At 41.1% G+C, this 21,706-nt stretch carries 20 protein-coding genes and 1 riboswitch; of the genes, 16 read left to right on the forward strand and 4 right to left on the reverse strand.

Features of this window, described 5'->3' with window-relative positions:
- Positions 1-10 precede the first annotated feature (10 nt).
- From flgE to FNT16_RS12690, 10 genes are all read left to right on the forward strand, one after another.
- Entirely contained in the window at positions 11-1,468 is a 1,458-nt protein-coding gene (flgE, locus tag FNT16_RS12645) for a flagellar hook protein FlgE (RefSeq protein ID WP_143871922.1), read from the forward strand.
- Positions 1,469-1,702: 234 nt separating this feature from the next.
- Positions 1,703-2,467, forward strand: coding sequence for a flagellar basal-body rod protein FlgF (gene flgF, locus FNT16_RS12650; RefSeq protein ID WP_143871923.1), 765 nt, complete (start codon positions 1,703-1,705; stop codon positions 2,465-2,467).
- A 48-nt stretch (positions 2,468-2,515) separates the two neighbouring features.
- Positions 2,516-3,304 (forward strand): flagellar basal-body rod protein FlgG, encoded by a 789-nt coding sequence (flgG, locus tag FNT16_RS12655; RefSeq protein ID WP_143871924.1) that lies wholly within the window; start codon positions 2,516-2,518, stop codon positions 3,302-3,304.
- Between the two features lie 34 nt (positions 3,305-3,338).
- Entirely contained in the window at positions 3,339-4,031 is a 693-nt protein-coding gene (gene flgH / locus FNT16_RS12660) for a flagellar basal body L-ring protein FlgH (protein WP_143871925.1), read from the forward strand.
- An 11-nt stretch (positions 4,032-4,042) separates the two neighbouring features.
- A complete protein-coding gene (locus FNT16_RS12665; protein WP_143871926.1) occupies positions 4,043-5,161 on the forward strand; it encodes a flagellar basal body P-ring protein FlgI in 1,119 nt (372 codons plus the stop codon).
- 12 nt (positions 5,162-5,173) lie between these two features.
- The gene (gene flgJ, locus FNT16_RS12670; protein WP_143871927.1) at positions 5,174-6,169 is read left to right on the forward strand and encodes a flagellar assembly peptidoglycan hydrolase FlgJ; all 996 of its coding nucleotides are present in this window, start codon (positions 5,174-5,176) and stop codon (positions 6,167-6,169) included.
- Between the two features lie 71 nt (positions 6,170-6,240).
- Complete coding sequence (gene flgK / locus FNT16_RS12675; protein ID WP_143871928.1) at positions 6,241-8,289, forward strand: flagellar hook-associated protein FlgK; 2,049 nt, start codon at positions 6,241-6,243, stop codon at positions 8,287-8,289.
- A 4-nt stretch (positions 8,290-8,293) separates the two neighbouring features.
- Positions 8,294-9,514 (forward strand): flagellar hook-associated protein FlgL, encoded by a 1,221-nt coding sequence (gene flgL / locus FNT16_RS12680; RefSeq protein WP_143871929.1) that lies wholly within the window; start codon positions 8,294-8,296, stop codon positions 9,512-9,514.
- A gap of 278 nt (positions 9,515-9,792) precedes the next feature.
- Positions 9,793-10,617, forward strand: a complete 825-nt coding sequence (locus tag FNT16_RS12685) for a flagellin N-terminal helical domain-containing protein (protein ID WP_143871930.1) — start codon at positions 9,793-9,795, stop codon at positions 10,615-10,617.
- Positions 10,618-11,059: 442 nt separating this feature from the next.
- Positions 11,060-11,884: a flagellin N-terminal helical domain-containing protein gene (locus FNT16_RS12690; RefSeq protein ID WP_143871931.1), complete on the forward strand. Its 825-nt coding sequence runs from the start codon at positions 11,060-11,062 to the stop codon at positions 11,882-11,884.
- A 187-nt stretch (positions 11,885-12,071) separates the two neighbouring features.
- Here FNT16_RS12690 and FNT16_RS12695 read toward each other — a convergent pair whose 3' ends face one another.
- Entirely contained in the window at positions 12,072-12,266 is a 195-nt protein-coding gene (locus FNT16_RS12695) for a hypothetical protein (protein ID WP_143871932.1), read from the reverse strand.
- Between the two features lie 27 nt (positions 12,267-12,293).
- Here FNT16_RS12695 and FNT16_RS12700 point away from each other — a divergent pair, with 27 nt between their 5' ends.
- Complete coding sequence (locus FNT16_RS12700; protein WP_143871933.1) at positions 12,294-13,121, forward strand: flagellin N-terminal helical domain-containing protein; 828 nt, start codon at positions 12,294-12,296, stop codon at positions 13,119-13,121.
- 259 nt (positions 13,122-13,380) lie between these two features.
- Here the strand turns inward: FNT16_RS12700 and FNT16_RS12705 are convergent, their stop codons facing one another.
- Complete coding sequence (locus FNT16_RS12705) at positions 13,381-14,442, reverse strand: tetratricopeptide repeat protein (RefSeq protein ID WP_143871934.1); 1,062 nt, start codon at positions 14,440-14,442, stop codon at positions 13,381-13,383.
- A 237-nt stretch (positions 14,443-14,679) separates the two neighbouring features.
- Positions 14,680-14,853: riboswitch (Lysine riboswitch) on the forward strand.
- A 66-nt stretch (positions 14,854-14,919) separates the two neighbouring features.
- Between FNT16_RS12705 and lysC the strand changes: the two genes are divergently transcribed.
- Complete coding sequence (gene lysC, locus FNT16_RS12710) at positions 14,920-16,272, forward strand: lysine-sensitive aspartokinase 3 (protein WP_143871935.1); 1,353 nt, start codon at positions 14,920-14,922, stop codon at positions 16,270-16,272.
- Positions 16,273-16,319: 47 nt separating this feature from the next.
- Here lysC and FNT16_RS12715 read toward each other — a convergent pair whose 3' ends face one another.
- Positions 16,320-16,859 (reverse strand): DUF6702 family protein, encoded by a 540-nt coding sequence (locus tag FNT16_RS12715; RefSeq protein WP_143871936.1) that lies wholly within the window; start codon positions 16,857-16,859, stop codon positions 16,320-16,322.
- 242 nt (positions 16,860-17,101) lie between these two features.
- Between FNT16_RS12715 and FNT16_RS12720 the strand changes: the two genes are divergently transcribed.
- On the forward strand, positions 17,102-17,953 hold the full coding sequence (locus tag FNT16_RS12720) for a 23S rRNA (adenine(2030)-N(6))-methyltransferase RlmJ (RefSeq protein ID WP_143871937.1): 852 nt from the start codon (positions 17,102-17,104) through the stop codon (positions 17,951-17,953).
- Here FNT16_RS12720 and FNT16_RS12725 read toward each other — a convergent pair.
- Positions 17,950-18,840 carry a LysR family transcriptional regulator gene (locus FNT16_RS12725; protein WP_143871938.1) on the reverse strand — a complete coding sequence of 297 codons (891 nt, stop codon included), beginning with the start codon at positions 18,838-18,840 and terminating at the stop codon, positions 17,950-17,952. The genes FNT16_RS12720 and FNT16_RS12725 overlap by 4 nt on opposite strands.
- Positions 18,841-18,973: 133 nt before the next feature.
- Here FNT16_RS12725 and FNT16_RS12730 point away from each other — a divergent pair, with 133 nt between their 5' ends.
- The 3 genes from FNT16_RS12730 (at position 18,974) to asd (ending at position 21,660) form a co-directional block, all read left to right on the forward strand.
- On the forward strand, positions 18,974-19,585 hold the full coding sequence (locus FNT16_RS12730; RefSeq protein ID WP_143871939.1) for an FMN-dependent NADH-azoreductase: 612 nt from the start codon (positions 18,974-18,976) through the stop codon (positions 19,583-19,585).
- A gap of 5 nt (positions 19,586-19,590) precedes the next feature.
- Positions 19,591-20,427, forward strand: a complete 837-nt coding sequence (locus FNT16_RS12735) for a pirin family protein (RefSeq protein WP_143871940.1) — start codon at positions 19,591-19,593, stop codon at positions 20,425-20,427.
- A 120-nt stretch (positions 20,428-20,547) separates the two neighbouring features.
- The gene (gene asd / locus FNT16_RS12740; protein ID WP_143871941.1) at positions 20,548-21,660 is read left to right on the forward strand and encodes an aspartate-semialdehyde dehydrogenase; all 1,113 of its coding nucleotides are present in this window, start codon (positions 20,548-20,550) and stop codon (positions 21,658-21,660) included.
- Positions 21,661-21,706: the final 46 nt, after the last annotated feature.

Consider the following 21,706-nt stretch of genomic DNA (forward strand, 5'->3'; position numbering starts at 1 on the left):
GTAATTAACTATGTCTTTTAATATAGCTTTAAGCGGTATTTCTGTTTCACAGAAAGACTTAAATACCACCGCCAATAACATTGCAAACGCCAATACAACCGGCTTTAAAGAAAGTCGAGCGGAATTTGCCGATGTATTTGCAAGCTCTGTATTTGGTGGCGGTAAAACAAAAGTGGGTGATGGTGGTTTAACCTCTGTTGTTGCTCAGCAATTTAGCCAGGGTAGCTTAAAATTTACAACCAATTCTTTAGACTTGGCTGTTACAGGCAATGGTTTTTTTGCAACCACGCCTGAATTATCATCTCGTGATATGACATTTACCCGAGCGGGTAACTTTAAACTAAATGATGATAATTTCGTGGTCACCAATAAAGGTAACTTTCTACAAGTTTATCCGGTGAACTCTGATGGTACATCTCAGGGGGTTTCACTCTCTACCACCGAAGCTTTACGTATTCCGGATTCGGCAGGTGTACCTGTGGCAACTTCATCTGTTGAAATGACGATGAATGTTGATTCAACTTCAACACCATTAGATCCTGCGCTTTTTAACCCAAATGATAATACGACCTATCACGCATCTTCATCTGTGACTGTTTTTGACTCATTGGGTGAAAGCCACATTCAAACCACTTATTACGTAAAAGATGTTAATGCGGCCAACGCAACCCCGCCAATTAACCGCTGGTATGTATTTTCTTCTATTGATAACGATGCTAATGGCAACCCGATCCCTGTTGATTTAGGGGGGACCGGTAATGGCACAACTGCATTAGGTGGCTCTGATCCAGACGCTGCAAGTAATACGGGTGGTCATATTACCGCTTCGCCAACCGGCTATCCAGCAGGGGATGGCGACTTTGTCGGCGTACCAATGGTGTTTGATAACCAAGGTTCAATTCAGTCTATCAACGGTTACTTACCGGGGATAGATGCAGAGCCATTTATTCAAAGTCAGCGTTTAGGGCCAACCATTACAGCTGCGCAACCAGAAGCTGGAGTTTTAACAAATGGTGCCGATTCAACGCAGCAAATCATTCTGGATTTTACTGAGCCAACGCAATTTGCTTCTGATTTTGAAGTGACATCACTTGAGCAAAATGGTGCAACAGTCGGGCGATTAACCGGGGTGACGATTGCCGATGATGGTTTGGTTTCGGCCAATTATTCAAACGGTACGGTCGACTTTTTAGGTCGAGTTGCTTTGGTTCGTTTTTCAAACGATCAAGGTTTGCAGCAAGTTGGTAATGTAAGCTGGAAAGAAACAATCAACTCAGGTCAACCACTGGCTGGTGAAGCCAACACGGGTACTTTTGGGACAATCGTATCGTCTGCATTAGAACAATCAAATGTAGATATTACGCAAGAGTTAGTTGATCTAATAACTTCACAGAAATCGTTTCAGGCGAATTCTCGTGCATTAGATGTTAATTCACAGTTACAACAAAATATCTTACAGATTCGATAATTATAAATACCTTAAGCCTCTTCAAATTAAGCAGTCAATTTTTTGGCTGCTTTTTTTTGTTTATCTTTGCGCATAAATAAACAGCAAATGCCTAATTGATACTGTTATTAACGAATTGATATAAAACAAATTTATTTCTATTTTACGCATCTTCTTTTTTTGTCAGGTGATTTTTGATAGTTGGCATTTAGATTGCTACATATCTATAGAGTCAATTTATTAACGGTGGTTGTTATGGATAAGATGCTTTATATCGCAATGAGCGGTGCAAAACAAAATCTCAATAGTGTTGCAATGCATGCTAACAACTTGGCCAATGTTAAAACAGCCGGCTTCAAAGCCGATTTAGTGCAGGCCAGAAGCATGCAGGCTTTTGGTGAAGGGTTGCCCTCACGCGTTTTTGCAATGGCAGAGCGCCCTGCACAAAATATGTCAGGTGGCACTTTAGTGACTACCGGGCGCGATTTGGACATTGCCATCCAAGGCGACGGGTGGATGGCAGTTGAAGACAAACAAGGAAATGAAGCCTATACACGGGCCGGAAATTTACAATTGACACCTGAAGGGTTGTTGACCACCGCCAGTGGTAATCCGGTTATCGGTGAAGGTGGACCGATAGTCTTACCCGTACCGGTAGATAAAATTGAAATCGGTTTGGATGGTGCAATTGTTGTGCGTCCACAAGGAGCCCCTGCAAACTTTTTAGAAGAAGTTGATCGAATTAAATTAATTAAACCAGACGATGACTTTGAATTGGATAAAGGCAACGATGGTTTGTTCAGGCCTAAAGAATTAAATGAGTTTGGCCAGTGTGGGTTTTGTGAAGCATCACCAGATGTTCGTATTGTAAAAGGCGCGCTTGAAACCAGTAACGTTAATTCAATCAGTTCTATGGTTGAGATGGTTTCTTTGCAACGACAATTTGAAATGCAAACCAAGATGATGAAAAAAGCAGAAACTATCGATCAGCAGTCCGATATGTTGATGCGGGTTTTTTAATAAACGAATTAGCTATTTATATGAGTTTTATAACTCTGGAGGTGATGTATGCACTCAGCACTGTGGATTAGTAAAACAGGTCTTGATGCGCAACAGACTGATATTTCAGTCATATCGAATAACCTAGCCAACGCAAGCACGATAGGGTTTAAAAAGAGTCGAGCGATATTTGAAGATTTATTGTACCAAAACATTAATCAACCCGGGGGGCGTTCATCACAAGATACTGAGTTGCCAAATGGTTTGATGTTAGGCGCGGGTGCAAAAGTGGTGGCAACGCAAAAAAACTTTTCTCAGGGCAATATGTTAACTACGGAAAACTCGCTAGATGTGATGATTCAGGGCAAAGGCTTTTTCGAAGTATTGCAGCCAGACGGAACAATTGCCTATACACGAAATGGCCAGTTTACCTTGGATGAAGATGGGCAAATGGTGACATCCGGCGCTGGTTTTTTGTTGCAACCTAATATAACGGTTCCACCGGATGCCCAATCCATCACAATTTCACAAGATGGTGAAGTGTCGGTCACCTTACCCGGACAAGCGGATAATGCAGTGATTGGTCAAGTTACCATTTCTGATTTTATCAACCCATCAGGTTTACAGCCTATTGGTCAGAATTTGTATACCGAAACAGCGGTAAGCGGTGCACCGGTGCAAGGTAACCCTGGGGTTGATGGTTTAGGAACTATGGTACAGGGGGCATTGGAGACATCTAATGTCAATGTGACTGAAGAACTGGTTAACTTAATTGAAAGTCAGCGCGCTTTTGAAATGAATTCAAAAGTGATTTCCTCAGTTGACCAAATGTTAGGTCAAGCTGTGCAACAGCTTTAATCCTTTAGTTTTTATATTTATTCGGAGGTTGCCGATGAATCGTTTTTTTTGTAGTAGGCTTTTGTTGATATTGGGCATGTTGCAACTGGTTGCTTGTGCGTCAACATCTGAAACCTCAGCAACCCCGGATGATCCACAGTTTGCGCCGATAGAGCCGATGCCAGAACCGGTTGCTGTGGTGCCAAACGGCTCTTTGTTTAATGATATTTCGCATAATAATATTTATTCAGACAGTAAAGCGAGACGAATAGGCGATATTATTACTGTTGTTCTGCGCGAGAACACTTCGGCATCGAAACAAGCTAAAGCTGAATATGGCAAAGAAAATGATATTGCAATGCAGCCATTTGCTGCTTTTGGACGAAATGTCACAATTGGTGGTAACCAACTTGATGTTGGTTTGAGCTCTGAAACCGAGTTCAAAGGTGATTCAAAAGCGGGCCAAAGCAACAGTTTGAGCGGGCAAATATCGGTTCATGTTATCCGCATATTGCCCAATGGAAATTTAGAGGTGCGTGGTGAAAAATGGTTGACGTTAAATACCGGTGATGAATATATCCGTGTTACGGGTACCGTTCGACCGGAAGATATTAGTAGTGATAATACGGTCGCCAGTAACCGCGTTGCAAATGCTCGAATTCAATACTCAGGCACAGGATCATTTGCCGAGTCGAATAAACAAGGCTGGTTGTCGCGATTTTTCTATTCTACCTGGTGGCCGTTTTAAGGAGCGCTCAGATGTATAATTTAATAAAAATATCCTTAAAACCACTGCTCATTTTAAGTCTGTTCGCTGGCCTATTGTTTAGTCAGTATAGTCAAGCACAGCGCATTAAAGATTTAGCCAGTATACAAGGCATTCGGGATAACCAATTGGTTGGTTATGGCTTGGTCGTCGGTTTACCGGGAACCGGTGAACAAAGCCCGTTTACCGAACAAAGTTTCCGTACCATGCTGAATAATTTTGGCATTACGATACCTTCTAGTGTCAAACCGAAAATTAAAAATGTCGCGGCTGTTGCTGTTAGTGCAACCTTACCGCCGTTTTTAAAACCTGGTCAAACTATCGATGTGACGGTTTCCTCAATTGGTAGTGCTGGAAGTTTAAATGGTGGTACCTTACTGCAAACCTTTTTAAAAGGTGCTGATGGCAAAGTGTATGCGATAGCGCAAGGTAGCTTGATTGTTGGTGGTTTTGGTATACAGGGGCAGGATGGTTCTCAAGTATTGGTTAATACACCCACTGTGGGTCGTATTCCTAATGGTGCTTTAATAGAAAGAGAAGTTGAGACTTCGCTTTCGCATGGCGATTATTTAACTTTTAATTTGCACCGACCTGATTTTACCACGGCAAAAAGAATGGCTGATGTGATTAATCAACTGGTTGGGCCTAATTCAGCGACCGCTGTAGACGCAACCTCAGTTGAAGTGATAGCACCCAGAGATATAGGTCAGCGTGTTTCATATATTTCTACCTTAGAAAATTTAGAGTTTAAACCGGCAGATGCACCCGCCAAAGTGATTGTAAACTCACGCACGGGTACGATTGTTATCGGTAAAAATGTTCGTTTATCACCTACCGCTGTGACGCATGGCGGACTGACAGTCACTATCGCTGCTAATCAGCAGGTCAGTCAACCGAATGCTTTTGCTGATGGTGAAACGGTTGTCACCAAACAAACATTGATTGATGTATCGCAAGACGATACACGCATGTTTGTTTTAGATACCGGGACAACTCTAGATGAATTGGTGAGAGCATTAAATGAAATAGGTGCAGCGCCGGGGGATTTGATGGCAATTTTGGAAGCACTAAAAGAATCAGGTTCTTTACATGGTGAACTCGTAGTCATTTAGTTAGGTATCAACATGGATAAATTAGATCAAGCGCAAATGTACACTGATTTCTCGGGGCTTAACGGGCTTCGCGAGGCTGCGCAGCAAAATGATGAAAAAGCGCTGCGTAAAGCTGCTGAACATTTTGAATCTATATTTATGAAAATGATGCTCAAAAGTATGCGTCAGGCCGAAGAGGTGTTAGCCGATAAAGATAGCCCTTTTAACAGTCAGGAAACAAAGTTTTACCGGGATATGCACGATGACCAAATGGCGGTCGATTTGTCGTCCTCTGGTGCTTTAGGCTTAGCCGATTTGATTGTTGAACAGTTGAGCCCAGTAAAAGGGCAATTTATGCCGGCACAAGCATTGCGCGGTGATGCAAGTTTACACAAAGCAATCGAAAACCCGCAAGTTGCCGCTGTTAATCGCCGCATTTATGACGCACAGTTATCCGCAGCAGAGGTCAAACCGCAGACAGCTGATATAACTCAATTATCCAGCGCAGCCAAGGCTGAAAGCGATATAAGCCAACCCGTCGAATTTACCTCAAAACAAGATTTTGTTGAAAAGTTATTACCATTTGCTAAAAATGCCGCCGAAAAAATGGGTTTGCCACCCCTGGCTATGATAGCGCAGGCCGCGCTTGAAACAGGGTGGGGGCAAAAAATGATGAAAAAGTTTGACGGTCAAAACGCGTTAAATTTTTTTGGTATCAAAGCCGATGGCCGCTGGGATGGTGACAAAACGGCTGTCAATACTTTGGAATATCGCAATGGAATTGCACAAATGGAAAAAGCCCAATTTAGAGCGTATTCACAGATTAAAGATTCGCTAGAAGATTATGTCAGTTTCATTCAATCCAGCCCTCGCTATGAAGAAGCCGTAAACTCAGCACAAGAGCCAGAAAAATATTTCAACGCCTTGCAAAAAGCTGGATATGCGACCGATCCTAACTATGCGGATAAAATAATGTCCGTTTTAAAAGATTCAGTGTTCGAATCATTTGACAATGTGCTAAAGTTTTAATCATAGTGGCCGATAAAACGATATCTAAATCTAATTTTTGTAGCCTTTGCTCGTAACCTTGGTGTATTCAAATGACTGACTTGTTGAAAATTGGTAGTTCTGCTCTGCTGGGCAACCAGAATCAGCTGGCAACAACCAGTAATAATATTGCCAATATAAATACCCCGGGTTATACCCGACAGAGAACAGAATACACCAGTTATGTTGAGTGGGGCGTGGGTCGCCCTCAAGTGACTCGTTTATTTGATCGTTTTGCGCTCGACCAGTTTAGACGCGACACATCAGAAAAAGCCAAACAAGAATCATATTCAGATAATACAAGTATTTTAGATACTTTGTTCTCAGATGATTCTGTCAGTATTTCTAAAGGGTTGGACGGGGTATTTCAACGTCTAAACGAAGCCAATGATGAGCCGACAGCCTTAACCCCAAGACAGCTTGTTATTTCGGATTCTCAAGCCTTGGTTAGCAGAATGCAGAGTTTGTCAGATCGGGTTTTAGAGCAAGAAGAAATTGTCAACGATGAAATTAAATTGCAACTCAGCGAAACTAATTCACTGATACAAGGTGTATACCAGCTCAACCAACAGGTTATTACGTCGAAAAAAGCGGAAATTAGCGGGCAAGCTGCACCCGAATTATTAGATGAACGTAATGAACTCATTCGTCAGCTAGCGGAAAAAGTCAATATAAAGACAATGGAAGATGATGCTGGCGGTATTCATATCAATACACAGGGTGGGCAAACGCTCGTCACCAATGGCAATTATTATCAGTTTAAATCAGTGACCGGCGATCCAGACCCAAGACGAACCGATATTCAACTGGTTATTAATAACAATTCACTGGCGGCCAAAGATTTTAATACCAATGGGTTGGGGGGGCAATTAGGTGGTTTAATCAAATACCGAGAAGAAGTATTAGATCAGTCTATTAACTCGCTAGGTCAATTAGCTATCGCATTTGCCGATGCCATGAATGAACAAAATAAAAAAGGTGTGACATTAGATGGTCAGCTCGGTGGCGATGTTTTTAATATTCCCAGCATTCAAGCTTTAGGATTTCAAGACAATAGCAGCGCAAACCATTTAATAGAAGTGCGTGTTGAAGAAGGTCTTGGTGATCAGGTTACCAACTTTGATTACCAGGTCTCATTTACCAGTGCGACAGAATACACTGTGCAGGCCTATCAAGGCGGCGATACAGTTGGTAGCGCCTCAGGACCTTTCACCATACCGGGTAACACGACAGACTTTCAAGGGTCCACTGATGGATTGCCAGATGGTATTGAAATGCGCTTTGAACCTGATAGTGCATTTGTCGCAGGCGATACGTTTTTAGTCAGGCCAACCCGTTTGGCCGGTGTGCAAATAGAAACCAATTTAAACCGTCCTGAACAACTTGCTTTAGCCGCACCGATAAAAGTCGCTAACCCGATTGAAAACATCGGCGATGGTGAAATTAAATTAGTCGACATTAGTTCAACGGATAGCGACAACTCGACCTTAAATAATTCTGCTTTTGATGCCAGTGGTGCATTAGATGCAGACGCGCCAACTAAAGTAGTTTACACACTAGCCGGCGAGTATGAAGTACAGGATGCCGCAGGTAACGTGCTGGGTACCGCAACCAGCGGACGAGAAATTATGGCTCAGTTACAAGCCGGTGGTGCGTGGCCATCTACAACACATGGCAGTGATTATCCAGGTTATGAAGTTACCATTTCTGGCAATCCAGAGCCGGGTGATGAATTTGATATTTCATTTAATTCTGATGCATTGGATGATAACTTTAACGGTTTAAAAATGACGGATTTACAGTCAGCCGATACCATGCGTCGCAATGTTTCTGGGGTCGGGAATAATACCTTAACTTTTACCGAAGCCTATTCTAATTTGGTTGGCTATATTGGTGATACAGCGAACCGTGCGCAAATAGATTTAGCGGCCAATACGACAATGCTTGAGCAGTCTGAGACACGAGTTGCCGACATGTCTGGTGTTAATCTGGATGAAGAAGCCGCCGATTTAGTGCGTTACGAACAGGCTTACAATGCCTCTGCGCGCATCATTTCAGTTTCGCAAACCTTGTTTGATTCCTTATTACAGGCGGTGAGGTAATATCATGCGTTTAACCACAAACTTAATTTATAATCGTAGCTTAGAAGGCATTTTGGAATCACAAAAGCGCTTGGTGCGGGCAAATGATACTCTGGTTAAACAAACCAATATCCTTAAACCTTCCGATGATCCGACAGGTGCGACTAAGGTTGTTCGCTTTGATGAAGATTTATCCCGCATCGAACAGTTTGGTAAAAATACGATTAATCTTAAAAATCAACTAAGCACTCAAGAAACGGCTTTAACAGGTATTAACGATGCGTTAACCCGAGCTTATTCTTTATCTATTCAAGCAGGTAATGGCGCATTAAGTTTTACAGATAGACGTGCAGTGGCCACTGAACTTAATTTGATAAAAGAAGAGATTGCGGATTTAATGAACTCTAAAAATTCGCAAGGTGAATATTTATTCGCTGGCGCTCGATCAGACCAGCCGCCGTTCGTAGAAAACTCCGCGGGCGAGTATGTCTATCAAGGTGATGAAAATGTTAAACGTATTCAAATTTCTGAAACACTGAAAGTTGAAGCCGGCATTCCCGGATCTGGATTTTCAATTTTTGAAGATACCGACGCCCGCAACAACTTATCGATTGCGGCGACATCAACCGCTTCCGGCACCTACAGGTTGCAAAACGGAGATAGTTTTGATGCTTTCCACAGTCAAAACTATGTCAGAGTGCCACCTAATCCCGCCGGTTCAAATGATTATAGTATTGTTTTAGGGACTGGGACTTATCAAGTGCAAGATAACGCCGGGAACGTGCTTGATTCTGGCAATTTCACAAATGGTGAGCCTGTTAACTTCAAAGGACTAGAGTTCTCTATTAGCGGTAATGCTGGCGATCAGCTTGATTTCACCCTAAACCCGCCGGCAAAATCGAATATTTTAAATGCAATGGATTCTATGATATCGCTGATGCAAACGGATGAGTCAGGTGGTGATAATTTAAATGATGTAATTCAGAATACACTTTATTCTATCCAGCAAGCTCAGGAAAATATTGGCTTTGCGCGCTCAGAAATCGGTGGCCGCATGAATGTAATAGACAGTGTTGATATGTCTAACAAAGATTTAGAAATTAACATTAAAGAAGCCAAAGCAAAAGTATCTGAAGTTGATTTTGCAGAAGCGGTGACCGAACTACAAAAGCAGGAAACAGCGTACCAGGTAGCCAATACAACATTTGGTCGCATAACCGGTTTATCGCTGTTTAATTTCATCTAGATGGCTTTTTTCCCGCGTTGTAAGTTTGAATAAAAGCAGCTTAAGCTGCTTTTTTTCGTATTAAGCTCTAAAAAAGCATATCAAATCCAACTAAAGCCTATTCTATATAGCGCGACTCGACAATCCGATAAAAAACTTTAGCTAATTAATTTACCAATTGACCCAAAATTTTACTAAAGAGCTGTCTTTTCTCACCGATAACCTAATTGTCAGCGGATGATTCTAATAATAACAAGGTTACATATAACTACGCTCAAAATTTGTTAGGAGAGAGTAAAATGACAATGTTCGTAAACACTAATGTGTCTTCATTAAATGCACAGCGTCAGCTATTTAATTCAGGTGGTGCGCTAGATACAGCCTTTGAACGATTATCGTCTGGTTTTCGGATTAACCGAGCGTCAGATGATGCCGCGGGTTTACAAATTACCGATCGTATGACGACCCAAATTCAGGGTTTGAATCAAGCAGTGCGAAACGCAAACGATGCGATTTCCTTGTCGCAAACAGCTGAAGGGGCGATGCAAGAGATCACTTCTTCGTTACAACGCATTCGCCAATTAGCGGTGCAATCACAAAATGGTATTAATACTTCAGCCGACCGCACCGCACTGCAAAAAGAAGTCTCGGCATTAAAAACTGAAATTAGCCGTATTGGTTCGACTACGCAATTTGCTGGGGTTGATCTATTAACCGGTGGATATTCCGCTGCATTTTTAGTCGGTGCAAATGGTGGGCAAACTATTTCCGTTAATTTATCCAGAACCGGTGGTTTTGGTGCCTCTGGTTTGGGCGTTGGTACGCTAACGGTTGCAACTGCGCAAGGTGCATCAGCAGCCTTAACCTCTATTGATGCTGCGATTTCAGCTGTAGGCTCTGCTCGGGCAGATCTCGGTGCGTTGCAAAACCGCTTTCAATCGACCATTCGTAACTTAAGTAACATTATAGAAAATGTCTCTTCTGCGCGTTCACAGATTAAAGATACGGATTTTGCCACAGAAACGGCGACATTAACTAAGAATCAAATATTGCAACAGGCCAGTACTACGGTGCTGAGTCAAGCAAACCAGCGACCTCAAGCCGCATTATCATTGTTAGGGTAATCCTATGATTGGCCCATTATCGCTGGGACTCAAAATGACACAACCGGGTAGGGTGCGCTCAAATTAGGCCAGGCCTATGTACAAATTCGCTCACTCTCTCCTAACTTGTGTGGCGACTTGCCGGAGGAATTTCCTCCGGCTGTTTTGCTATGCAGTTTTTTAGATTTAAACAATCTCACCTATCTGTTTTAAATAATAAAATTACCATAATCTACTTCATGAAACGTTGTTCGCGTACTATCTATTTAAATATTCCTAATATTTAGTTTAAATAAAAGTAAAAAAGTCAAAAAATATACAATTAATTCCTAAAGAAGTGTTTTTTAGTGCCGATAAATTAAGTAAGACAAGGTTAATAGTTTTAATAATATTTGCTTTGTCTTTAAATTAGTTAGTAAGGCCCCTTTTACTAAAGAACATTTTTTACATAGGAGTGAGTACTATGGGTATGTTCGTAAATACCAATGTCTCGTCATTGAATGCGCAGCGCCAGTTGTTTAACTCGGGCACTGCACTGGATACATCGTTTGAACGATTATCTTCAGGTTTCAGAATAAACAGAGCATCAGATGATGCTGCCGGCTTACAGATTACTGATCGTATGACCAGTCAGATCCAAGGCTTAAATCAGGCAGTTCGTAATGCAAATGATGCAATTTCATTAACCCAAACTGCTGAGGGTGCAATGCAGGAGATTACTTCTTCTTTGCAGCGTATACGTCAGTTGGCGGTTCAGTCACAAAATGGTATCAACACCTCTGCTGACCGAACAGCACTTCAAAAAGAAGTTTCGGCATTAAAAACAGAAATTAGCCGTATTGGTACAACGACACAGTTTGCGGGTGTTGATTTGTTAACCGGTGGCTATTCTGCGGCATTCTTAGTGGGTGCTAATGGCGGACAGACGATTTCGGTTAATTTATCGAGAACCAGTGGTTTCGGCGCTTCCGGTTTAAGCATTGGTAGCCTCACTGTTGCAACCGCTTCAGATGCATCTGCAGCGCTCACTTCAATTGATGCTGCAATTTCAACTATCGGCGGCACGCGTGCTGATTTGGGTGCTCTGCAAAACCGTTTCCAGTCGACTATTCGTAACTTAAGTAACATCATTGAAAACGTCTCGTCTGCACGTTCTCAAATTAAGGATACGGATTTTGCCACTGAAACTGCTGAATTGACAAAAAATCAGATTGTTCAGCAGGCGAGTACTACTATCTTAAGTCAGGCAAACCAAAGACCGCAATCAGCGTTGTCGTTATTGGGTTAATTTCTACTGATTTAAGCTCTGCTTCCGCCCGTTTGGGGATTGCCAGGAGGTAGTGCAATAGGTTACAGGCCAAGCGGGTGAGTTGTACTCACTCCAATAAGGACTGGTCGATGCTGTCCAGTCCTTATTTTTGCCTTCAATTAACAGCTTTAGGATAAAATTAACGAATTTTTGCAAAAATATAATTTTAATTTCGTTTAAAGCTTGCCGCTTTAACCTCAATAAAATCAATGCCTAAGGGATTAATGGCTTGACCATAAGTGAAAGTTTGCCGCTTACCGGCAAAGTTTTTCGCTATTATTTGCGTGTGTCTGACTAAAGATTGCGCAAAGCTCTCCGATATATTAAGTGTCAGCGGATGATACCAATAAAAACAAGGCACTTAATAATCCAAGTTAGGAGAGAGAAAATGAGTTTATTTGTAAATACTAATGTTTCGTCATTAAACGCTCAGCGTCAATTATTCAACTCTGATAATGCATTAAATACTGCTTTTGAAAGATTATCTTCAGGTTTTAGAATCAACCGAGCATCTGATGATGCGGCTGGTTTACAAATCACTGACCGCATGACAACTCAGATTGAAGGCTTAAATATGGCCGTTCGAAATGCAAATGATGCCATTTCGTTAACACAAACTGCGGAAGGGGCTATGCAAGAGATCACTTCTTCGTTACAACGTATTCGCCAATTATCTATTCAAGCGCAAAATGGTATTAATAGCTCTTCAGACCGGTTGGCTTTGCAAAAAGAAGTATCTGCGTTAAAAACAGAAATCAGTCGAATAGGATCGACCACACAATTTGCCGGTGTAAACTTGCTAACAGGTGGCTATTCTGCAGCATTTTTAGTGGGTGCCAATGGTGGACAAACGATTTCGGTTAATCTTTCTCGTGCGGCAGGCGGCTTTGGCGCTTCAGGTTTAGGTGTTGGCTCTATCTCTGTAACCACTGAGCAAAATGCATCAGCCGCTTTAACAGCCATTGATGCTGCGATTTCCACGATTGGCTCAGCACGCGCTGATTTGGGTGCATTGCAAAATAGATTTCAGTCTACGATCAGAAATTTAAGCAATATTATGGAAAATGTATCTGCTGCACGTTCACAAATTAAAGATACTGATTTTGCTGAAGAAACCGCGTCATTAACTAAAAATCAGATTTTACAGCAAGCCAGTACAACGGTATTAAGCCAAGCAAATCAGCGACCTCAAGCAGCATTGTCTTTGTTAGGTTAATTGCTCGATTTACGGAATTTATTTTTTCTCTTATCACTAAAACTTGAAGTTTGTTAGGTGATTTTTTAAAGGTGGCAGATATATTGCTTAACCTTATTTGCAAAGATTTTTGCGACCAGAATTACAAAATGTGTCAGATTATTGTCGAATACCCCTCATTTTTGCAATAAGACATATTTTGTATGCCGATTAACAGGAATAGTGGCTTACCTCAACCCTCACGACCTCCTGGCATTATTTTTGTTAATCGGCTGGTTTTTTACTGCAACGCCAGTTTGGCAAGTTGGTTTTCTATTTCTTCATATTTTTCTGCTGCGATTCGTTGTGCCTGATTCAGTTCATGTGCGGTAAGTCGATGTTGAATATCTGTCATTGCGGCTTTGGCTTCACTGACTTCATATACTTTAGCTAAGCTCATCCAGACATAGCTGTGAATAACCGATTGTGGTAACCCTTCTCCTTTGATAAACATCATGCCTAAGTAAAACATGGCTTTTCCATGTCCCGCTAAAGCTGCTCGCCTGAACCACTTGGCGGCATGAATGTAATCAGCGTGTTTTGCGTAATATACGCCAGTGGCAAATAATTTCTGTGGATTTGCGGATAAGATTTGCGGCGTTTCAGATGTCTGTTTAACTGGAGAAACGGCATCGCGAATGGTCGACGCCAATTGTTGTATTTCTAGCGTTAGTGCAGCCAATTGGCTTTCTAAACCGGTAAATTGGCTGTTTACTGCTTTTACTTCAGCTTCTTGTTTGCTTTGCAGTTCGTTTTCGTTCTGCTCTACAAGCTTAGCTTGCTCTTTATCTGCTTTTATCAGCGGCTCATCACTATTATCAATATTATCAATATTGTCACTATCTTCGATGATGTAATCGTCATCTGCTAGTTCATCAAGGTTAAAGCTATCAGAAAATTCGTCTGTTACTGGCTCACAAGAGGCATTTTCACTGAGCTGCTGACTGGCATTGATTTCTGTTTTGACGAATTGGTCGTATTCATTCGCAAGTTTTTCGATTTCGGCTATGTCGTCTAAATCTGTTTCTTCTTCTTCGTCTTGAAAATCAGCCGCTAACTCAATTGTAAGATCTTCCGCATTGATGTCTAAAGTATCGCTTTCATCTTCGGGAAGCATATCGTCGTCTATCATCAAGTCACTAAACTCGTCATCACTGATAGAAAGGTTTTCGTCTGATTGCTCTTTTTTGATAAATGATAATTCATCATCATCATAAATTTCGAGATCGGGTAATTCATCCCAGTCACTTACTTGTTTTTGTTGTATTGAGTCTGATTTATTATCTGTGTTTTTATTGCTCATAATTTATCTTATTCTATTGCTGGCGAATTTGCTTTTACTCAGATATTTTGAATATGTTGGCCAACTTTAAAGTATCTGTCGAATATTAAAACTTTAGATTAAAAACAATGATAAAGAAACCGCTTATAAGCTGAATTTCATTTAAATTAATGCCTTTACAGTTAGATTGAGTTGATTTTTAATACAAATTGATTTTTAATGCGCGCGCGTCTTAATTTGGCGGTTTAAACCGCCCCAAAGACCGGAAGAGGTGCGTTACTCAGGTAACTGGTAATAGAGGGCTAAGCCTTTATGACAACCAGCCAGGGGAGTGTACGCCGAGAGAATAAACAACTTAGCCAATTTATTCTCGGTCAGCTGTGGTTGAATCCAACTGACTGTCACCAGATTAGGTGGAGAGCTTTCGGACTTTGCAGTGAAGCCTACCTTCATTCCAAAGCCTACGCTTTCCCTCATTTTGATTACAACAGGGGAATTATGAAGAATTTAATCGTTGCAAAATTCGGTGGTACCAGTGTCGCGGATTTCGATGCTATGTCTAGATGTGCCGAAATTATTATCAATGAACCTAAGATTCGAGTCGTTTGCGTATCCGCTCAATCAGGTGTAACAAACAAATTGGTGCGTTTGACTCAAGCTGATGTGACGTTTGCTGAACGAGATAATATTCTGGCCGAAATTCGAGCGATAGAATATGCGATAGTCGAGCGGTTAGGAAATCCAGAGTGGGTTAGGTTGGCGCTTGAAAATCTGCTTGCTGAATTAAAAGACGTGGCTCACTCAGATAGTTTAGTTGGCTCTATGCGTCTAAAAGATCAAATTCAATCTTTCGGTGAGCAAATGTCTTCGCTGCTATTTGCGGAAGTTTTACGCCAGCAAAAAATTCATGCGGTTAATTTTGATATCAGACAAGTATTAAAAACAGACGCTAATTATGGGAAGGCAGAACCTAATATTGAACTGACTAAACTTCAGGCTGAAAAATTGATTGCGCCAGAGTTAGAAGGTACTGTTTTTGTGACTCAGGGATTTATTGGATCGGATGAGCAAGGCCATACGACAACCTTGGGCCGTGGTGGCAGTGATTATAGCGCCGCTTTGATTGCAGAAGCGTTAGAAGCCGATACCTTACAAATATGGACAGATGTGACCGGTATCTATACCACTGATCCTCGTTTGACAAAAGCTGCAAGACCCATTGCTGAGCTGAGTTTTGATGAAGCCGCTGAAATGGCAACCTTTGGCGCTAAAATTCTGCACCCAGCTACTTTAATTCCGGCAATGCGCAGAAGCATTGGAGTGTTTGTTGGAAGTAGCCGAGCTCCAAAAGAGGGGGGAACCTGGATTTATAAAAAAGTTGACAATAAACCCCCTTACCGAGCAATCGCATTACGCAAAGACCAAGTATTGGTTACTGTAAAGAGTCCGAATATGTTATTGGCCAGTGGTTTTTTAGCTAAGGTATTTGGAATTTTAGCAGCATATAAAATCAGCGTGGATCTAGTCACTACTTCTGAAATTTCAGTTGCGTTAACAATTGATAATCCAGCTAACTCTACTCATAGCGGGTTAAATAAAGCGGTTTTACAAGAGTTGTCTGAATTTAGTGAAGTGACGGTCGAAGAAAATCTTTCATTGGTTGCTGTAATAGGTAATCACTTACAGGCAAAGTCTGGTGTGGGTGGTCGTTTATTCAGCGCGTTGGAAAATTTCAATTTGCGTATGATTTGCCAAGGTGCCAGTGCACATAATTTTTGCTTTTTAACTCAATCAGAAGATGCGCCAAAAGTCGTTGAGCATTTACACGAGCAGCTATTCGACTCTATTTAGTCGGTTAACACAGTTAATAATCAGGCTGCATTGCGGACGCAGCCTGATTATGCTTTATCTAAGCTTGTAAAATTATCCATAACCCCATCAAACCCTTCTTTTTGCCAAACGATTAAAGGTTCATCAACCGCATTGGTGAAGGTATAAGAATGATCTTGTACCTGTACTTTATTGACCTGCTCTTCATTTGAATCAAATAAAACACGGTTATTGATACTTAACATGTTTGCGTTTTCTAGTGGTGCTTCTAAGTTAAAGACCACAGTATCACCTTCTACATTGGTTGATTTTATGGCCAAGTTTACAGGTTGGCCATTTTCTTTGGTGACCGGTAAGTATTCTTGGAAATAGTACTCAATAAAGGTTTGGTAATTCGACGCTTTTGATAAGTCGACTTCGGGCAGTTTTTCGGCAATTTGTAAATCATGTTCGATTAACTTTTTATTAACCTTTAATGCAAGTTTTACGGTATCACCGTCAACTGATAGCTCTGTTGAGCTGCCAGATTGTTCTTCAGCTTGAGAGTTAAAAGGTAGAAAGAACATAAATGCCAAGCCACCCAATAATTTATTGGAAGTCAATTTCATTAGCATATCACCTTGAGTATTCATAATGTTATCTGATGTTAATAATTTGTATTATTCTTTGATGTTAATCAAGTGTAAAAGTTCATTTTTTTATGATTTTTTTTGTCAACAGTGTAAACATTTACCCTAAGTCCTCTAAATCGTTAAAGATTTTGTCCAGAAAAAAAATCATAAATAATTGTATTTTTTACATTTAGGTATATGGTATGCGCAGTGATTTAATTCAATAGAGTTACGAAAAAATGTTAAGTTATCGTCACGGATTTCATGCCGGAAACCATGCTGATGTGCTAAAACACTTTGTTTTATTATCGGTTATTGACAAGTTAAAACAAAAAAACAAGCCTTTTGTTTATCTCGACACGCACAGCGGGCGCGGATTATATGATTTATCCGCGGCAGAAGCACTAAAAAATGCTGAATATTCAACAGGCATTGAGAAGGTCTTAGTGGATGCGCACAATGCGCCCGAATCGCTTTTAAAGTACGCTGATTTCTGTCAATTATATTTTCACAAAGACATTAAGTCTTATCCCGGCTCACCAGAAATTGCACGTGCTAATTTAAGAGAGCAAGACAAACTGATTTTAATGGAATTGCACAATCAGGAGGTTTTAAATTTGAAGTCTTTGTTTAGCAGTGAAAATAGAACATCAATTCATCATCGTGATGGGTTTGAAGGCTTGAATGCGGTCGTCCCACCTAAACCTGCGAGAGGGGTTGTTTTAGTTGATCCGGCATATGAAGTTAAACAAGATTATCAAGCGGTTGTTGATAGTGTTGCTAAAGCTTATAAAAAGTGGCCTACAGGGATATATTTAATTTGGTATCCTATTTTAGCGCGCGGCAGAGATCAGAGTGAATCTCTTTACGCGAGTTTGTCAAAAGCGGGTTTCAATAGTTTATTATTAGCGGAATTAACAATCTGTCAGCAAGCCAGTGATTTTGGTATGCATGGTTCAGGTATGGCCATCGTCAATGCGCCTTTTAAGTTAGATCAACAGATCCAACAAGCCTTGCCTTATTTACAACAACTATTAGCGCAGGATAAGTCAGCCTATAGCCGTTGTGAGTGGTTGATAGAGCCAGCTTAAATTGATTTTAGATGTTCCACAAAGTGCTTAAACAAGGCTTGTGTTCCCATCCCTGCGCAATCGGGCTCAGCTTGTATCAGATAAATCGGAATTACGCGTTCTGCGTTATTTTGTAAAGGGATACGTTTTAGTTGCTGTTGAGCTAATTCATCTTTAATGAAACTGACTGGTAAAAACGCAAAACCTATTCCGGATTTGACTGCATCAATGGATGTATTGATGTTTGTTACCGTCCATCGTTGTTCTGCACCTAACCAACCTGCATCTTGATTTCTTCTGAGACCGCTATCTCTGATGACAATTTGTCTGAATTGACGCAGTTCAGATTCGGATATTTGCTCACCTTTGCGGAATATCGAATGATCGTAGCGTGCAACAGCAACCATTTTTACCTCGCCAACCGGCGTCCCGAGAAAACCCGGTGGAATACGTGGGCTGAATACCAAATCTGCTTGGCGCTCAAGTAAAGCCTCGTCAGTTGCCGATAAAGTGGTTTCTAATATTTTGATACGAATTTGTGGATAGTTGTCAGAAAAGTCAGCCAGTGTTTCAAAAATAGACGGGTGGTGAACAATTGCATCAATTGCTAATGTAATGTCACTCTCATATCCCTGTGCTAAATTTTGTGCAGCCATTTCTATTGAATTTGCCAGTTCCACTAGGGTTTTTGCTTTGCGTTGCAGTGCTTCGCCACTTTTCGAAAGCTGCGCTTTTCTACCGACAAGCTGCATAACGGGCTGTGGCAGCGCGCTGTTTAAGTTTTTAATATTATAACTAATACTCGACTGACTCTTATTCAGGCGCTCAGCTGCAGCGGAAAATCCCCCTTCTTCCAAGACAGTTAAAAAGGTTACCCATTGTTCTAAAGTCGTTTTAGGGAGTTTCATATATCTAAAATATTGATGTATTTAATGCATAATTTAATGCATTTCATTCAATTATTCGAGCTATTCTGATCTTGTCAGCTACCCAGTCGGTAGTTATTTGTGAGTTTTGATAATTAAAATAGTGAGGTGTCGTATGAATAAGCAAGTATTGAGAATAGATTCAAGCATTTTTGGTGAGCACGGACAGTCGAGTCAATTAATTGATCATTTAATCGATAGATTAGCGGGCAAATACGCAAAACTGGATGTTGTTACCAGGCGCTTTTCGCAGGATCCGGTTCCGCATTTGGATGCTGCTTGGATCCAAGCGTTATCTACTGAAGATTCGCAACGTACAGCAGAACAAGCCAAAAAGGTTGCATATTCAGACAAACTGATTGGAGAGGTTAAAAACGCTGATATTTTAGTTATTGCACTGCCAATGTACAACTTTAATGTCCCTTCTATGTTAAAAGCTTGGTTTGATCATATTGCAAGAGCAGGTGTGACATTTAAGTATACCGAACAGGGGCCTATCGGCTTGCTTGATGATAAACCTGTCTATCTGGTGACGACCAGAGGGGGTATACATAAGAATCAACCTCAGGATACCGAAGTCAGTTTTGTTAAAACTTTTCTAAATTTTATTGGCTTAAAAAATATATCTGTTGTCTATGCTGAAGCTTTGGCGATGTCTGGGCACAAAGAGCAAGCGTTCGAAACGGCTAAATCTGAAATAGAAAGTTTAATTGAAGAGAGCGAGTAAAGATAATGCGTACCATAGTTGAAAAAATTGTAGCTCGGGCAACCTCAGATGGTGCTGGAGTCAAATTAAGTCGTGTCTTTGGTGGTCGTCAAACCGAGCGATTTGATCCATTTTTAATGTTAGATGAATTTGGCTCAGAGCAAGCTGATGACTATATTGCGGGTTTTCCACCTCATCCTCATCGAGGTTTCGAAACCATTACTTATATGTTGCAAGGTAAAATGGAACATCAGGACCATATGGGCAACATTGGTTTGTTACAAGATGGTGGCTTACAGTGGATGACGGCTGGAAAAGGGGTTATTCATTCTGAAATGCCAAAACAAACTGAAGGGCGTTTGCATGGTTTTCAATTGTGGTTAAATTTGGCGTCAAAAGATAAGTTACAGCCGGCTCGTTATCAGGATATCCATGCGCATGATATCCCTATGTATAAATTCGATGGATTGCAAATTACTGCGCTGGCCGGTCAGGCAAATGTAAATGCGGCCTCTATCTCTGGGGCTGTACAAAAAGCGACCACCGAGCCTATTTATTTTGACTTTTCAGTAGATAAAACGCAAGTAATCGAAATTGACATACCTGAAAACTTCACAGCGTTAATATATGTTTACGCTGGAAGGGTGCAAATTGGAGAGGTAGTTGTTAATCAACAAGAATTAGTGCGTTTAAGCAAAACAGGGCAATTGTCGCTTGAAGCCCCACAGAATAGCGGTTTTTTGCTCATTGCCGGTAAACCATTAAATGAACCTATTGCGCAATATGGTCCGTTTGTAATGAACAGTCAAAGTGAAATTGATATAGCCATTAAAGACTATCAAAACGGTGTTTTAACAGACTAATTGGGCAGTAATTCAGATAATTTATGCGCTAAATTGCAGCATGATTCTAGCCGAATAGCGTTATTTTCTGTATGATCCAGCTCCAAGTTTTTATTATTCAGCTCATCGAGGAAAATTTTCATGAAGAAAGTAGGTCTGGTAGGTTGGCGCGGTATGGTCGGTTCAGTGTTGATGAATCGCATGGTTGAAGAGAAGGATTTTGACTTAATTGAACCAGTATTTTTCACTACGTCACAGGCGGGCAAACCAGCGCCCAATTTTGGTAAAGAAGCAGGCGTCTTAATTGACGGCACTGATATTAATGAGCTGAAAAAAATGGATGTCATCATCACCTGTCAGGGGGGAGATTACACTAAAGCGGTTTATCCGAAATTGCGTGAATCTGGCTGGCAAGGTTACTGGATTGATGCGGCATCTTCATTACGTATGGATGATGAAGCCATTATTATTTTAGATCCGGTAAACTCTGATGTTATAAAATCTGGCTTAGCCAACGGCACTAAAACTTTTGTTGGTGGTAACTGTACAGTCTCGTTGATGATGATGGGATTAGGTGGTTTATTTGCAAACAATGCAATTGACTGGATTTCATCGATGACATATCAAGCTGCCTCGGGTGGCGGTGCCAAGCACATGCGCGAATTGTTATCCGGAATGGGCGTTTTAAATCAGTCTGTTGCCAGTGAATTGGCTGATCCGGCTAGTGCTATTTTAGAAATAGATAAAAAAGTAACGGCAACCTTAAATTCTGATGGTTTCCCAACAGAAAATTTCGTTGTGCCTTTAGCTGGTAGCTTGATCCCATGGATTGACAGTGATCTGGGCAACGGTCAAAGTCGTGAAGAATGGAAAGGTGGCGCTGAAACCAACAAGATTTTAGGCCATTCAGATATTGTCGTTCCTGTTGAAGGTTTATGTGTACGTATTGGTACAATGCGTTGTCATAGCCAAGCGTTTACTATCAAGTTAAAACAAGATATTCCATTAGATGAAATATCAGATATGTTAGCCGGACATAACGAGTGGGCTAAAGTGGTTCCAAATGATAAAGAAAGTACACTCGCTCAATTAACACCCGCTAAGGTTACAGGCACGCTAAACGTACCGGTCGGTCGTATTCGTAAGTTAGCGATGGGGGGTGATTACCTATCGGCATTCTCTGTTGGTGACCAATTATTATGGGGCGCAGCCGAACCACTGCGCAGAATGCTACGAATCTTATTGGAAGATTAAGCTTTTCAGGATTTAAACTATCTGTTAAAAAGGCGCTTCGAGCGCC

Origin of the sequence: Catenovulum sediminis (genome assembly GCF_007289895.1) — a bacterium.
Classification (GTDB): domain Bacteria; phylum Pseudomonadota; class Gammaproteobacteria; order Enterobacterales; family Alteromonadaceae; genus Catenovulum; species Catenovulum sediminis.